The sequence below is a fragment of the Heliorestis convoluta genome, from assembly GCF_009649955.1.
In the GTDB taxonomy this organism is placed as follows: domain Bacteria; phylum Bacillota; class Desulfitobacteriia; order Heliobacteriales; family Heliobacteriaceae; genus Heliorestis; species Heliorestis convoluta.
Map to the genome: position 1 here is coordinate 921,288 of NZ_CP045875.1, position 15,593 is coordinate 936,880.

The window sequence follows — 15,593 nt, forward strand, 5'->3', positions numbered from 1 at the left end:
ATAGGCATCACTTAACAAAGAAAAAAGGGGGGTCAGGCCGGCTTCTCCTGTTGATACCAACGAGATGAGAGCGGCAAAAGAGATATATATGGAAGAAAAAATTATCGTCACCGGAGGAAAGCCTCTACAAGGCCGGATCAAAGTCAGTAACGCCAAAAACGCGGTCCTTCCCATCCTCATCGCCTCTCTTCTCGGTGAAGGTGAATCAAAAATCCTAGAAGTCCCACACCTAACCGATGTTGACACCACCTGTGCAGTTTTACAACATCTAGGACAAGAAGTAGCCCGTGAAAACGGCAATATTATCATACGCAGCGCCAAACCAACCAGTTTTGAAGCACCTTACCAGTATGTCAGGCGCATGAGAGCCTCCTTCTTGCTCATCGGACCTTTGCTCACCCGTTATGGACAAGCCAAAATCCCCCTGCCTGGCGGCTGTGCCATCGGCTCAAGACCGATTAACCTACATCTCAAAGGACTCGAAGCCATGGGAGCGAAAGTCAATCTCGAACATGGCCACGTAGAAGCCCACTGTCAAAGACTGCAGGGCGCCCGCATCTACCTAGACTTTCCCTCCGTCGGCGCCACCGAAAACCTGATCATGGCCGCTGCCTTAGCCAAAGGCCAAACCATCATCGAAAATGCCGCCGAAGAACCGGAAATCGTTGACCTTGCCAACTACCTCAACGCCATGGGTGCCAAAGTCAAAGGCGCCGGCACAACAGTTATCAAAATCGAAGGCGTCAAAGAACTACAAGGCACGACCCACACCCCCATCCCTGACCGCATCGAAGCGGGCTCTTACATGGTAGCCGCTGCCGCCACACGCAGCGACCTGACCATCGACAACGTCATCGCCGAACACCTCAAGCCCGTCATCGCCAAGCTCAAAGAAATGGGCATCCCCATAGAAGAAGGAGAAAGCTCCATCCGCATCCGTCCCTACCAAGAAGAGATCAAAGCCGTCGATATTAAAACCCTCCCATACCCCGGTTTTCCCACAGACATGCAAGCCCAGATGATGGCCCTCAACTGCATCTGCAAAGGCACCGGCGTCATTACCGAAACAGTCTTTGAAAACCGCTTCATGCACGTCGACGAACTCAAGCGGATGGGAGCCAAAATCAAAGTCGAAAGCCGCAGCGCCATCATAGAAGGCGTCAAAAACCTCTCCGGCGCCCCCGTCAAAGCCACAGACCTCCGCGCCGGCGCCGCCCTCATCATCGCCGCCCTCAGCACCGAAGCCTCCACCGAAATCGGCGCCCTCGAACACATCGACCGCGGCTACGACAACATCGTCGGCAAACTCCAACAAGCCGGCGCCAGAATCGAGAGAACGAATGGGAACGGGGGATAACTAGGGTATAACCGCAGAGAACCAAAAAAAGCCAAGGATCAACAAAAAAGATCCTCGGCTTTTTTCATTTTAACCCCCCATGCCCAGTCGGGCGCAACCAACGATGAAAATCAATATTTCCTGATTACATTGGGGTTACTTCATAGAGCGGCCAGGTCATCACGCTTTCCTCCGCTCTGGACTGGTCCCACGCTGTTACCGCCAGCAAGCTGGCGACAGCTGAGGTCCCAAGTCCCGCTGCGGAAAGCGTGATGCCCAGGCCCAGAGAATTTTTGCTGATTGTTACTTTCCGTTGACATTGCTTTGCGCAATTTTCTGCGATGTATATGCAACTGCTTAGTAGCTATTTTCTTTCGTGTTAACTAAAGTAGAGACTTTTTCAGTGCTTTCAAACTGTACAAGAAAAATGATTTTTCCTAACAAATTCCGAATCACAGAAGAAGGAATAAATAGAGATATGTCGAAAGAATTGAAATTAAGGAAAACAATGGTCGCAGGAGGAATTTTTGGTGGAAAACAAAAAAAGGATCTATTACATTGCTGGTGCAATTGTAATCGCCCTTGTGGTCGGCATGCTTTTGCAAGGAAGTCGTTTTTATTCTAATGAAAGAGTCATTAACTTGCCCAATGAAGCCCATGCACAAAATCAAAGTGATAGAAGCAAAGATAATGCTTATGATGAGGTAGAAGAAGAAGGGCCTTCTATCTTTATTCAGTCTGATCACCTCTATTCCATTGGTGAACATGGTGCGGATCACGATGGAAAGGATCCAGTTATGTACGATGGCGAAGATACCTGGCAAGAGGTGGCTGCCTACGGTTCTTCAGACTCTCCCAGTGATATCGAATTTACACCGGAATACCCCAACATCTATCCAGATCATGGTGAAAGAATCGGTGGCTCTGAAGCCATCGAGATGATTCCTGTAGAAAAAGACAAAGATGGCACCTTCTATCAAGACATGGATGGTTTCGATGATGAAATCGGGCCAAGACCTCTATAAAAAAAGGCACCCTTTCTAGGGGCCTTTTTTTCGAGTTAAACCGCCCCCATGCTTGGTTGGCACAACCCTTTGATGAAAATAGCTACCAAAAGGAATGTCCCTGTGCCATCCCTGCTATGTCCGATTACGTTGGGGTTACTTCATAGAGGGGCCAGGTCATCACGCTTTCCTCCGCTCTGGACTGGTCCCACGCTGTTACCGCCAGCAAGCTGGCGACAGCTGAGGTCCCAAGTCCCGCTCCGGAAAGCGTGATGCCCAAGCCCAGAAGGTTTTTGCTGATTGTTACTCCCATTGGCATTGCTTTGCGTAACTTCCTAATGTTTCTGCTGCAAAGAGGGTTTTGCAGCGGAATCCCTATTGAATTTGCAATAGGCCAAAACCCAGTCACAACCAGCAAAATGTACCTGGGTCAGGCGTTATGACTTCCTGGAGAGAGGACTTCAGACCTCAGCCATCGGCAGCTTGCTGCCGCTCATGGCGTGGGATGAGTCCGTTCGGAAGGAATTCATAACGCCTGACCCCACCACAAAGTAACAATTGACTATTTTCGTACTATCTTGAGCCGAAAAGCAAAGACACAGTATAATCAGGAAATACAACAAATTTTGCATAAGTGAGCTGACAGTATTGAACACAAACAACTGGGTCCTACCATTGCTACATTGGTATGAACATACAAAGCGCGATTTGCCTTGGCGACAAACCAAAGATCCCTATCGAATTTGGGTCTCTGAAATCATGCTGCAACAAACTCGTGTTGAGACAGTCATCCCTTATTATGAACGCTTTTTGCATACTTTTCCCACCGTTCATGATCTGGCGCAGAGTCCCCTCGATCAGGTCTTAAAAGCGTGGGAAGGACTTGGTTATTACAGCAGAGCTAAAAATTTACACAAAGCAGCGCAGCAAATTGTTCAGGATTATAAAGGCGACTTTCCGCAGAGTTATGAGGCATTGCGTAGGCTCCCTGGTGTAGGAGATTATACCGTAGGCGCTCTGCTTAGCATTGCTTTTAACCAGCCCTATCCAGCCATTGACGGCAATGTACTACGAGTACTTTCTAGAGTTTATTGTATTAACGAAGAAATTAGCAGCCTAGCTGTAAAAAAGAAAATGTATCAGATCTTAAAAAGTCTTTATCCCGCCGGAGAATCATCTAATTTTACCCAAGCCTTGATGGAGCTTGGTGCTCTTGTCTGTATAGCAACATCGCCACGCTGTCATAGCTGCCCGATTACGCCATTTTGTATAGCTCAGAAAAAAAAGATGCAAAGTGATTTGCCCATAAAGAAAAAAGGAGCGAAGAAAAAAGCAATCGCTCGTTCTCTTGCTTTGATTCAAGAAGAGAATAAGGTATTGCTTCATCAGCGTCCTTTAGAAGGTTTACTCGGTGGTCTTTGGGAATTTCCTGGCATCGATGGCGATTCAGACAGCGATCGTTTCTTTCAGGAACATGGCTTTAAGATTCTCTGGGGGGCTCCCTCTATGACGGTGCGTCACGAGTTTACCCATCTTATCTGGGATATGACCCTTTATAAAGCGCAAAAGGTAGAACCACTATCTCCTCTGACCGAAAGATGGCACTGGTTCACGGTGGAAGAACTTTCTGAGATCACAATTCCTTCTGCTTTTCGAAAAATTGTGCAGTCACTTAAAAACGAAAACGGTTTGTAATCTCATTTAACTTCTCGGCGATTAGGGCTTGTTCTGTTGCAGCTTCACTGATCTGTATACTTGACTGCGTTGTGAAGTCAGTCCCTTTGGCGATTTCCGTCGTACCATAAGAAACTTGCTCAATCATGGTCGCTACAGAAGCCATCGATTTTGACACTTCTTCGACAGAGCGTAGTACCTCCGTACTCATCAGGCTCGTCTTTTCTGTTAGATCTTGCATCGCTTCTGCATCAGCGCGATACTGCTTGCCTACGGATACAAAATCTTCATAGTCTCTTGCAACTTCTCCATTTAAAAACGACATTAGTTCAGTAGAACGTTGTAACAATCGCTCAATTGCTGCTTCTACTTCTTTGGTCACAGCTTGAATATTACGAGCCATTTCTGCTGAATGAGCAGAAAGATTGCGAACTTCATCGGCAACAATCGCAAAGCCGCGGCCTTGTTCTCCGGCGCGCGACGCCTCAATGGCTGCATTAAGCGCTAATAAGTTACTCTGACTCGCGATTTTGGAAATTTCATCAGCCAGGGTGACAATCTGATGGACTACTTTGGCGCCCTTCATAGCCTCTTGCATTTCTTGATCTATGTTATGATACATCTGCTGCGTACAGTCAACCGATTGAATCGCTTTTTCTTCCAGACGTACCGCCCTTTCTTCAATCTCTCTGGCTCTATCTTTTCCTGAAAAAGCTTCATCATGTAATTGTCTCAGATAACGAGTCATCTCATCACTGGCTTTATCAATGGCTATAGCCGTTGCCGATAGGGAATCCATACTTGCAGAGATTTCTTCTGTTGATGCAGAAGTCTCTTCCATATTCGAAGAAATGTTTTGCGTATTTGCTGCCATTTCTTCTGTTGAAGCAGCCATAGTCGTCGCCATGGACGATATTTCCCCAAAAACTTGCCTCATTTTTTGATTCATACTATGAAGAGAACGAGACATTGCAGCCACTTCATCTTTTCCTTGCCTATAGCGCTCATCTACATCCATGGAAAAATCGTGATTGGCCATCTGATCAAGATGTTTGGCTGTCGCAACAATCGGCTTGGCAATATACGCTGCAAAGGCATAGGCCAACAGGGCTGCGATCGCTAGGATTCCTACTAGAAAAAGAAGCAAAGCTTGGCTAAAGTTGCTCACCATTTTGTCAATGGCTTCTTGATTCACCCCAACATAAAACATCCCAATTGCTTGATTGTTCGCATCAAAAATGGGTTGGTAGGCTGTCTGATAATTTACACCCACTACATTGGCCTTATTCAAATAAATTTGTTCTTGCACCAGCACTGTATCAATAACTTCCTGAGAAGCCCTTGTGCCTACAGCGCGAGCGCCATCACGGACCACATTGGTCGTAACTCGTTGATCTCCTAGAAAAATCGTAACAGTACCGCCGCTTAACTCGGCAATGGCATCTACCATTTCTTCATTGCCATTAACGAGTATATCTCCTTTATATAAGTTTTCTTCTCTAACGGTCCAAGGCCCCGGCCACCTCTCATCTAAAAAAGCATAACCTAAAGAAAGGTCTGACTTTGCTTTTTCTAAAAAGGCAACTTCTCCTTCACTTTTCATAAACCAAATGGAAGTGGCTCCAACTAGAGATAGGCTTGTAATTAGTAGTAGTAATGTAAATAGAATCATTTTCTGCTTTATCTTCATTCTCTTTGCCATACCTTTCAGTTTTCTTAGTATTTATAAGAATAGTATAAAAATTATAGCATAGGTAGGCGCATTAGAGTAAAAAAAGCGTGATTTTTATCACGCTAAAAACTGGGGGACGTTTTTTTGTTTTGAGTGGGGGTGTTGCGGTGTATATTTTATTTTGCTTTTACTTAAAGAAAACGGCAGGTGAAATTACTTACTCCCTTGCTCCAGCTTGTAATAGTACTGTGGCCAGATCCATACGACCATACCAACTGGCGTTCATCAACGCTGTCCAGCCATCGGTCCGCTGAGAGGGATCTGCGCCCCTACTGAGAAGAAGCTGCGTCATCTCAAGATTGTTTTGACTCACGGCCCAGTTCAGAGGTGTCCATCCATCTTCTTTTCTTTTGCCTGCTTCATAGTATCGTACGTTGGGATTCGCACCTGCTTCTAAGAGTATCTTAGTGATATCTAAATTGCCTGCCCAAACAGCAGAGAACAAAGCTGTCCATTCACCCATTTTTTCATTCTTTTGGTTTACATCAGCCTGAGCGGTTAACAGAGCTTTTACCATCTCGCTTTGGTTTAGTTGAGCCGCCAACATCAGCGCTGTCATCGCTTCACTGTTTTTCTGTGCTGGATCAGCACCGGATGCAAGCAATGCTTTTGCTTTTCGCAGATCTTTTTGAAGAACTGCTTTAATTAAAGCACTATTGCCTTGGCTGTCTCGGGCATTCACATTGGCCCCTTTTTCGAGTAGAGTTACAAATTCCTCGTAAGATCCTCTTTCTAAGGCCCTTAAGAAATCACTATCTCGTACAGGCGTATGAACGGTCACTTGTGCTGTCGCTTGTAAGGCTTTATCAGCCGTAGTTGCGGTAATCGTTGCTACACCGATAGAATGGCCTGTTATCGTACCTTCTTGATCGACCGTAGCAATTTTTTCATTGCTAGAAGACCAGGATACATTTTGAGGAGCTTCTTGCGGCAAAATGATAGCTCTTATTTTTTGTGCTACTCCACCGACGGCAAGATTGATTTGCTCTCTATCCAGTTGAATTGATTCTGCAGGAAGGACTTTACTTTCTACAGAAATACGTGAGGAACTTTGGTGCTTGCCATCTTCTGTTGTAGCTGTGATAATGGCTTCACCAACAGCATGAGCTTGCACCATTCCATCCTTATTGATAGTAACGATATCAGGTCGACTGGAAGACCAGTTCAACTTACTTATGGCATTTTCTGGTGTGATTTTTACTGCTATTGTAATAGGATCGCTTTTTCCTTGATCATCGAGCAGTATCCTTACTTCCTTGGGTTCTATGGTAAGGCTACTTACAGTAACGGGTCGCTTCTGATTTTCTTCTAGAGGAAGCAAGAGTATTTGAAAGGGCCCATAACTGTTTGGTGGCAACATAACTCGTAAACGATGATTTCTTGTCCCAACATCATCTAATACATAAGCTACTTTGACCTTGCCTAAAGGTTGCAAGCGTTCAAAGTTTGAATAATAGAGATGATAATTGGGATCTTTAAAATGTAACGTTCGAATCTGCGACGGATCATCGTCAAGCATGACTGTTAGAAATTGATTATACATATCTACAAAAGGCTTACTCCCATCAGCATGCAAGGGCTTGGCTTCTTGTAAAGCAATGACAGTCGGTCCCGTTATTTGAAAAGTAAAGTCATAGTCAGTTCCATAGGAACCATTGTTCATGGCTTTTACAGCAACAGCTTGGCCATTTTGTACATAACCGTAAGAGTCCACACCATTTCTCAAAATATCATTTGCAAAAATTGTAGGTACGTAATGTTCTCGAGCTGGCTCAAGATGCTGCATACGATAATGAGCTCCAACAGTAATGCTTTGTGGACCATCATCATAACTATCGTAGGTAAAGGTTTTTCGACGACTCACACCTTCTACGTGGACACCATTGGCGCTGATAGAGTCGGCAAAAAGGCCACGCATATGTAAATGTTCTCCTGCACCTAACGTAAGGACCGATGCTGGGTTATTTTTATCTCGGAAAAAATCCCTCAAATCAAAAGAGTGACGAGCAATAAAGGAACGTACTCCTACAGCTTCACCAGGACGCAAGCTCTGTAATGTAATAACTTCTTTGGTGTGACTGTCTCGAAAAACAAAATCACCCATGCCAATGGCCCAACCAAGAGGGCCAACTTGATCAGAAAGCCAAGCAATCTGGCCTGGTGCGACAGTAGCAAACAACCGTTCTTGCTGTCTATAAGAAGCAAAGAAGTCCGCGACTACCTTGTTCCCCAGTTCGGTGCCGTAATATAAAGCTGTATCAATACCAGGCCTTTGGGGAGCCCGATCTTCTATATAAAGCATTTTTCCATCCACGGTTTTGCTAACGCCTTTACCTAGACGTTTGTAGTAAATATCAAGAGAGCGAGATGTATCATTGACGAAATACACTCCGATCTGAGCAGGCACATTGACTGGCTTCGACGTGCTGTAATCAATTAACATGTTAAAATGAGAGTATAAGATCCGAACTTCTCCACTTTTTGAAATCACATTATCAGCTCTAGCCAAAATACCTGGCATCGTTGGCATCTCAGGCGCGTTACTGAAAAAGAGATTCTTGCCACCCTCTATCTCGAGCACTTGCCCAGCGCTTAAAGATTGCGCCGATGCGAAAACTCTTTCCGGCAAAAGGTCGCCTTCTTTCCACCTTGCTTCTGCTACAGGCAAAAGAGAAAATAGCAATAGAGAAACCGATGTTACCAAAGCTGTCAAGCGTCTCATCTGATCACCTCTATAATGATTTAAAGAACAGCAACATTGTAACGCTAAGGAGTTCTCACTTCATGCTCCTTCATAGACGAAAAGGTAACAAAACAAGAGAGCTTTGAAAGAGAAAGCCTAACACAAGAACAATTTTGTGTTAGGCTTTCTCTGGGATATGCTTACTTCCACTCTACAATAAAACCATGACTTTCAGGATTTCCAATCCAAGCACCATAACTATCTACCCATCTACCAATTTCTCTACCGTAATTGATCACTTTCAAGTAATCTTGGCCACCATAATTGTTGGGATGGTTTTGTGCCCAATTGCTATATGTCCAAGGCTCTCCGGTGATCCATCGCCATTCTCCTTCTACCACTTCATCGGTGCCACCAAGCCAGTAGAAGGTTCTGTTGCCAGTTGCTAAAAGGAATTTTAAGATATTCTGCTCACGAAAACTGGTAATTGTAGCTAAATGACCACCCTGACTTTCAGCAAAACGCTTTGCATCGCTCCAGATGGAGCCTCTATCGTAGAGAGCATAGTAATGACCTGTTGTTCTATCATAAATTGTCGGTACAGGCAAGCAAGGATTATAAGAAAAATCCCATTCCACAAGTACACCAAAAGTGATAGGACTAATCTGAAGTTCATTTCTTCTACCAAAAAGATCGTTCCAGAGACCATTTGTTCTTACGACAGCCATATAGTTTTCGCCGCCATAATTATTCGGTTCACCGGGTGCCCAGTTGGTATATACAAAGGGCTCACCAGTTACCCATCGCCACTGGCCTTCCACTAGTTCATCAGAAGCACCAATCCAGTAATAATCTCTTTTACCGAAAGAAAGCAGGTAGTTAATCTGATCTTGTTCTTGCTTGGAAGTAACCGTTACCAGTTGTCCTCCTAGCGATTCTGCAAACGCTTTGGCTTCATACCAATTCTTATTCAGCTCAAAAAGACCATAGGTTTTTCCTCGATGGGGATCAACAACAATTTTCCCTGTAGCCCAACCAAAAAAGTTCATATCCATAGGGCTGCAGGAACGTGCAAGTGCACTAGAAGGTACCAATAGAGAAAGAAAAAATAAGAAGACGAGAAAAAGGGCTCCCGCTTTTTTACCTCTGTTTATAACACCCATTCATACACCACCCTTGTCCTTTTTGAAAATACTGTAAATCTGCTCTCCCTGCAAATGGAGAAACACCTCCTTTTTTCTCACTCTGTCGATTCTATAGGGCAAGGGAGGCTTTTTACCTTACAGAATCATAATTAGAAATGTCTGCACTATTTTGGTTTTCTTTGGAATACACACTTTACTTTATATTACCACTTGAAGGAATTCAGCACAATATTCTTTTGTTATAACAAAATATTATAGCAAATAAGCCCTGTTGCTTTATATTTTTACATAAGAAAAAAGACTGCCTTAATAATGACAGTCTTTTTTCTCTCTATCCCCTATGTCCGGCCGGGCACAACCAATGATGAAAATCAGCTTTTCCTGATTACGTTGGGGTTACTTCGTGCAAGGGCCTGGTCATCACGCTTTCCTCCGCTCTGGACTGGTCCCACGCTGTTACCGCCAGCAAGCTGGCGACAGCTGAGGTCCCAAGTCCCGCTGCGGAAAGCGTGATGCCCAGGCCCAGAAGGCTTTTTACTGATTGTTACTTCCGTTGGAATAGCTTGCTTGGCGAATCTTTCTTCTATCCGCAACTACCTATTGTATTTGCAATGCAATAGACCAAAACTCAGTCACAACCAGCAAAATGTACCTGGGTCAGGCGTTATGAATTCCTGGAGAGAGGACTTCAGACCTCAGCCATCGGCAGCTATGCTGCCGCTCATGGCGTGGGATGAGTCCGTTCGGAAGGAATTCATAACGCCTGACCCCACCACAAGGTAGCTATTTTCGTACTAGCTTCAACCTACTTCCGCTCCCGCAACAAAGTCGCCTTACGCAGCTCACCGCAACCACAGTCACGCTCTTCTGGAAGGGCCTCCAAAGCCATTAACAGTCTTTTTCCAGCTAGTGTTGACTCTTCGTAAAAGATATCTTTCAGTTCCTCATGGCTCCAGTCGGTAACAATACCTTCTGCATAATTTACTACCAATTCTAAGCGTGCATAACAAGCACCAATTTCTCGAGCCAGGTAGACTTCAGGTGCTACGCTTTGTCCGATCACGTCACCACCGGCCATGCGATAATGCTGTACTTCAGCAGGACTTTCAAAGTGTCGGCCATCGGTAACAACATAATTGGAGCGATCAAAGACTCGTCCTTTGCCTGGCAATTCTTCTGAAGCCTTCACAAGCAAAGTACGTAAGATAGGGCAAAAAGGTTGCCGCATAATACATAAGTACCCTGAACCTATATGAACATCTTTACGCAGTGAAAAGTCAAGATAATCATTAGGAATGACCAAGTCACGAGGCCGCAAAAGATGACTGATCGCACCTACGCCACCTTCTGAAAGAATGGACTGTACACCCGCTTGCTGAAAAACCCAGAAGATCTGTCGCGAAGCATCAGCTCTCGTGACACCGGGACGCCAACCATGCATCACACAAGTCAAAGTCCTTTTTCCATTCAATTCAAAAAGGACAAAAGAAGGGCTGTCACCAAAAGGTGTCGGAAAACTTTTGTAAAACTCTAAGACCTTCACACCAGGAAAAGTGATCTCTTCTGGAAAGTTTAACGAATTGGTACTCGATCCTCCGATAATCGCATAGGACGCTGCCGGAACAACCGTCTTAGACAAAATAAACCGCCTCTTTCACAAACAATTTATCATGCAGTAGCAAGAACTACGTCAAATTCTAATTGTTCCAACAAGCCGATATATACTAGGTGTTTGATACTAACCCCCCATGCCCGGTCGGGCACAACCACTGATGAAAATAACTTTTCCTGATTACGTTGGGGTTAATTCATAGAGGGGCCTGGTCATCACGCTTTCCTCCGCTCTGGACTGGTCCCACGCTGTTACCGCCAGCAAGCTACTGATACGCTGAGGTCCCAAGTCCCGCTACGGAAAGCGTGATGACCAGACCCAGAGGACTTTTTGCTGATTGTTACTTTCCGTTGACATTGCTTTGCGCAACTTTCTACGATGTATACGCAACTGCTTATTGTTTTTGTATTTGCAATAGGCCAAAACTCAGTCACAACCAGCAAGATGTATCTGGGTCAGGCGTTATGACTTCCTGGAGAGAGGACTTCAGACCTCAGCCATCGGCAGCTTGCTGCCGCTCATGGCGTGGGATGAGTCCGTTCGGAAGGAATTCATAACGCCTGACCCCACCACAGAGTAGCTATTTTCGAAACGAAGAAACCATTGCTTCTAATCGCCAAAAGAAATCCCCACAGACTTGGCAGCTTGTACCATCTGACCTTCTGGATCAACGTTGTTTAAGGTGCCAATTGCTTCAGTCAACGGCACTGGCTCAATTCTAGGCGTCCTTAAAGCGACCATATGGCCGTAATAACCAGCCATCACTGCATCAACAGCCGACGAGCCATAGCGTGTGCTTAAGATCCGATCAAAAGAAGTCGGCGAACCACCGCGCTGTACATGACCGAGCACCGTAACGCGCGTCTCCATCTGTGTGCACATCTCAAGCTTGCGCGCCACATCCTGACCAATGCCACCTAAACGAATGGGATCGTGACTTTGTTCCACTCGTTGCTGCACCACCATTTGACCACCTTTTTCCTTGGCCCCTTCCGCAACAACAACAATGGAAAACTTACGACCTCGCTCATTGCGAGCTCGAATATGGTTACATACTTTTTCTATCTCGTAAGGAATCTCTGGAACTAAAATCACATCAGCGCCACCGGCTACACCAGAATAGAGCGCAATCCAGCCCGCGTAACGACCCATAACTTCTAAGATCATAATGCGATGGTGCGATTCTGCTGTTGTATGAAGTTTATCAATCGCTTCTGTGGCCGTCGTCACAGCCGAATCAAAACCAAAGGTGTAATCTGTTGCCGATAGATCATTGTCAATCGTCTTAGGAACACCAACAACAGGAATCCCTTTTTCATGAAACTGATGAGCAATGTTAAGACTGCCATCACCGCCGATAACGACTAGAGCATCTATTGCATGCTTACGTAAATTCTCAATACATTGCTCGGATCGATCTTCAAAAGTCAACTGACCATTTTGTTCTACAGCATAACGAAAAGGATTGTCACGATTGGTCGTTCCTAGAATCGTTCCACCACGATGAACGATACCGGCCACTGCTTCTTCGTTCAGCGGTATCATCACATCGTTGACGAGACCATGAAAGCCATTCAAGATTCCTACGACTTCCACGTTATAACGACGAATGGACGTCTTCACAACAGCTCGAATCACCGCATTAAGTCCAGGACAATCGCCACCGCCAGTAAGAACAGCTATACGTTTCACAGGTTTCATCCAGCAACGAACCCCTTTCTGAATATCTGCTTCTATACTTATCAGTTACTTTACATACTCTTCGAGAAAGATTTCAGACCTTAGCTTTCCCACCAGATCTCGCAACAGTAAAGGCTGAGCCTGTTGTTATTAAGAATCAGACCATCCCCGGATACTCATGGTGCCGCAACGCTTCATATAAAACCACTGAAACAGCATTCGACAAATTCAGTGACCGAGCATTCGCAACAAGAGGGATCCGAACAACCTGTTCAGGCTGTTCCTGCAACATCCAATCAGGCAACCCTTGCGTTTCTTTACCAAAAACAAAAAAGTCCCCTGGCTCATAGGCCACTTGGTGATAGCTCTTTTTCCCTTTGGTGCTCAAAAAAAACATCCGGGCCCCTCTGTTGGCTTCTCGAAAGGCCTCCCAATTCCGATGAGTTCGCACATCGAGAAGGTGCCAATAATCTAAGCCTGCTCTCTTTAACTGTTTATCATCAATCGAAAAGCCTAAAGGCTCGATCAGATGCAAGACCGACTGGGTGCCTGCACAAAGACGAGCTACATTGCCCGTATTCGGTGGTATCTCTGGTTCAACCAATACAATATGAAACAAAACTGCATCTACTCCTGTAGCTAAATTCCTTTAACAATAGACATATAAATGTTCGCCTTTTTCCAGCAAAATCCTGCCTAACTCTTTTTTCAGTATACATTAAAAATATAGAACCATTCAAATTGACGGTACTTCAAATTTCTGCTACATTGTACAGGTGATTACACTGAGGAGGGACAACCATGGGCAAAAATATCGTGCAAAAGATTTTAGGCGCTCATCTATTAGATGGGGAATTAGTTCCCGGTCAAGAGATTGCCATTCGTATTGATCAGACCTTGACGCAGGACGCGACCGGTACCATGTCTTATCTTCAATTCGAAGCCATGGGCGTGCCGCGAGTCAAGACTGAAATATCGGTATCTTATGTAGATCACAACACATTACAGAGCGGCTTTGAAAACGCTGACGATCATCGTTTCTTACAGACTGTAGCTTCCAAACACGGCATTCACTTCTCTCGTCCTGGTAACGGTATCTGTCACCAGGTACACCTTGAGCGATTCGGTATTCCTGGCAAAACCATGCTTGGTTCAGACTCACACACACCAACAGGTGGTGGCATCGGCATGATTGCCATCGGGGCAGGCGGCCTCGACGTAGCAGTAGCCATGGGTGGTGGTCCTTTCTATTTAACTTGTCCTAAAGTCGTCGGTATTACACTGACAGGACAACTATCTCCTATGGTTTCAGCCAAAGACGTTATTCTCGAAGTACTTCGTCGTCTCAGTGTTAAAGGCGGCGTAGGTAAGATCATTGAATATAAAGGACCTGGCGTAGCCACTTTATCTGTTCCTGAGCGAGCTACCATCACCAACATGGGTGCTGAACTCGGTGCAACGACCTCTATTTTCCCTTCTGATGAAGTAACCAAAGCTTTCTTGAAAGCACAAAAACGCGAAGATGTGTGGGTAGAGTTGCAAGCAGACGACGATGCGACCTACGAAGAAGAGCTTACCATTGATCTTTCTGCCTTGGAACCAATGGTAGCTTGTCCTCACTCTCCTGACGCTGTCAAAACGGTGAAAGAAGTAGGTCCAATCAAAGTTGATCAAGTCTTAATTGGCTCCTGCACCAACTCCTCTTATTCTGACTTAATGAAAGTGGCGGGCCTCTTAAAAGGCAAAACAGTTCATCCTACCGTAAGCCTTGGTATTGCACCGGGCAGTCGTCAAGTTTTCGAAATGTTGGCTCGCAATGGCGCTTTGGCAGACTTGATCGCTTCTGGTGCTCGCATACTAGAATCAGCTTGTGGTCCCTGTATCGGCATGGGTCAATCGCCGAATTCTGGCGCCGTCTCTGTGCGTACTTTCAATCGCAACTTCGAAGGTCGCAGTGGTACAGCCGATGCTAAGATCTATCTTTCCAGCCCAGAGGTAGCTGCAGCCGCCGCTATCACAGGTCTGCTTACCGATCCTAGAGAGTTAGGCAATGCCATTGACGTAGCCATGCCGGAGCAGTTCCTTATTGACGATAGCATGGTCTTAGCACCGGCTGCAGAAGGCAATGATGTTGACGTTTTACGAGGCCCTAACATTAAGCCTTTGCCCATTAACGAAGCATTGGCGAATACGTTACAAGCACCTGTTCTCCTTAAAGTTGGCGATAACATTACTACAGACCACATCATGCCAGCAGGCTCTAAAATCCTGCCCCTTCGCTCTAACATTCCGGCTATATCCCAATACGTCTTTTCTGGCGTCGATGCTTCTTTTGCTGATCGAGCCAAAGAAGCCGGTCGCGGTATTATTGTAGGCGGCCAAAACTATGGACAAGGTTCTTCCCGAGAACATGCTGCTTTGGCCCCCATGTATTTAGGCGTTAAAGCAGTGATTACGCAATCTTTTGCTCGCATTCATCGTGCCAACTTAATCAACTTTGGTATCTTACCTCTTACCTTTGCCAATGAAGCTGAACTGGCCAAAGTGAATCAAGGCGACGAGCTAGAAATCGTCAACTTATCAGAAAAGCTGGGTCAAGAAGAAACTTTAGAAGTTCGCAACTTGACCACAGGTGATAGCTTTACTGTCCGTCCCGACTTAACAGCCCGCCAAGTAGCTATCATCAAAGCAGGCGGCTTACTCAACTATACCAGACTGAACGCATAA

Annotated in this window: 10 protein-coding genes; 4 read left to right on the forward strand and 6 right to left on the reverse strand. The window is 45.4% G+C overall.

Annotation, left to right across the window (positions count from 1 at the left end; translation table 11 throughout):
- Window positions 1–88: 88 nt before the first annotated feature.
- The 3 genes from murA to mutY all read left to right on the forward strand — a co-directional run bounded on the left by murA (window position 89) and on the right by mutY (window position 4,035).
- The gene (gene murA / locus FTV88_RS04360) at window positions 89–1,357 is read left to right on the forward strand and encodes a UDP-N-acetylglucosamine 1-carboxyvinyltransferase (RefSeq protein ID WP_153724561.1); all 1,269 of its coding nucleotides are present in this window, start codon (window positions 89–91) and stop codon (window positions 1,355–1,357) included.
- A 509-nt stretch (window positions 1,358–1,866) separates the two neighbouring features.
- The gene (locus FTV88_RS04365) at window positions 1,867–2,361 is read left to right on the forward strand and encodes a hypothetical protein (protein ID WP_153724562.1); all 495 of its coding nucleotides are present in this window, start codon (window positions 1,867–1,869) and stop codon (window positions 2,359–2,361) included.
- A gap of 627 nt (window positions 2,362–2,988) precedes the next feature.
- Entirely contained in the window at window positions 2,989–4,035 is a 1,047-nt protein-coding gene (mutY, locus tag FTV88_RS04370; RefSeq protein WP_162007895.1) for an A/G-specific adenine glycosylase, read from the forward strand.
- Here mutY and FTV88_RS04375 read toward each other — a convergent pair.
- The 6 genes from FTV88_RS04375 to trmL all read right to left on the reverse strand — a co-directional run bounded on the left by FTV88_RS04375 (window position 4,013) and on the right by trmL (window position 13,485).
- Entirely contained in the window at window positions 4,013–5,704 is a 1,692-nt protein-coding gene (locus FTV88_RS04375) for a methyl-accepting chemotaxis protein (protein WP_162007896.1), read from the reverse strand. The two genes, mutY and FTV88_RS04375, sit on opposite strands and share 23 nt — an antisense overlap.
- A 199-nt stretch (window positions 5,705–5,903) precedes the next feature.
- The gene (locus FTV88_RS15990) at window positions 5,904–8,468 is read right to left on the reverse strand and encodes an ankyrin repeat domain-containing protein (protein ID WP_153724565.1); all 2,565 of its coding nucleotides are present in this window, start codon (window positions 8,466–8,468) and stop codon (window positions 5,904–5,906) included.
- A 161-nt stretch (window positions 8,469–8,629) separates the two neighbouring features.
- Window positions 8,630–9,592, reverse strand: coding sequence for a lectin-like protein (locus FTV88_RS04385; protein WP_153724566.1), 963 nt, complete (start codon window positions 9,590–9,592; stop codon window positions 8,630–8,632).
- A gap of 787 nt (window positions 9,593–10,379) precedes the next feature.
- Window positions 10,380–11,213 (reverse strand): MTAP family purine nucleoside phosphorylase, encoded by an 834-nt coding sequence (locus FTV88_RS04390; RefSeq protein WP_153724567.1) that lies wholly within the window; start codon window positions 11,211–11,213, stop codon window positions 10,380–10,382.
- Window positions 11,214–11,795: 582 nt separating this feature from the next.
- Window positions 11,796–12,887 (reverse strand): 6-phosphofructokinase, encoded by a 1,092-nt coding sequence (locus FTV88_RS04395; protein ID WP_153724568.1) that lies wholly within the window; start codon window positions 12,885–12,887, stop codon window positions 11,796–11,798.
- 136 nt (window positions 12,888–13,023) lie between these two features.
- On the reverse strand, window positions 13,024–13,485 hold the full coding sequence (gene trmL / locus FTV88_RS04400) for a tRNA (uridine(34)/cytosine(34)/5-carboxymethylaminomethyluridine(34)-2'-O)-methyltransferase TrmL (RefSeq protein ID WP_153724569.1): 462 nt from the start codon (window positions 13,483–13,485) through the stop codon (window positions 13,024–13,026).
- A 182-nt stretch (window positions 13,486–13,667) separates the two neighbouring features.
- Here trmL and FTV88_RS04405 point away from each other — a divergent pair, with 182 nt between their 5' ends.
- Entirely contained in the window at window positions 13,668–15,593 is a 1,926-nt protein-coding gene (locus FTV88_RS04405; protein WP_153724570.1) for an aconitate hydratase, read from the forward strand.

Excerpts from the sequence above, each read along its gene's own strand:
- FTV88_RS04375 (WP_162007896.1), bottom strand. The coding sequence starts at position 5,704 with ATGAAGATAAAGCAGAAAATGATTCTATTTACATTACTACTACTAATT.
- FTV88_RS04395 (WP_153724568.1), bottom strand. The coding sequence starts at position 12,887 with ATGAAACCTGTGAAACGTATAGCTGTTCTTACTGGCGGTGGCGATTGT.
- FTV88_RS04405 (WP_153724570.1), top strand. The coding sequence starts at position 13,668 with ATGGGCAAAAATATCGTGCAAAAGATTTTAGGCGCTCATCTATTAGAT.
- murA (WP_153724561.1), top strand. The coding sequence starts at position 89 with ATGGAAGAAAAAATTATCGTCACCGGAGGAAAGCCTCTACAAGGCCGG.
- FTV88_RS15990 (WP_153724565.1), bottom strand. The coding sequence starts at position 8,468 with ATGAGACGCTTGACAGCTTTGGTAACATCGGTTTCTCTATTGCTATTT.
- FTV88_RS04385 (WP_153724566.1), bottom strand. The coding sequence starts at position 9,592 with ATGGGTGTTATAAACAGAGGTAAAAAAGCGGGAGCCCTTTTTCTCGTC.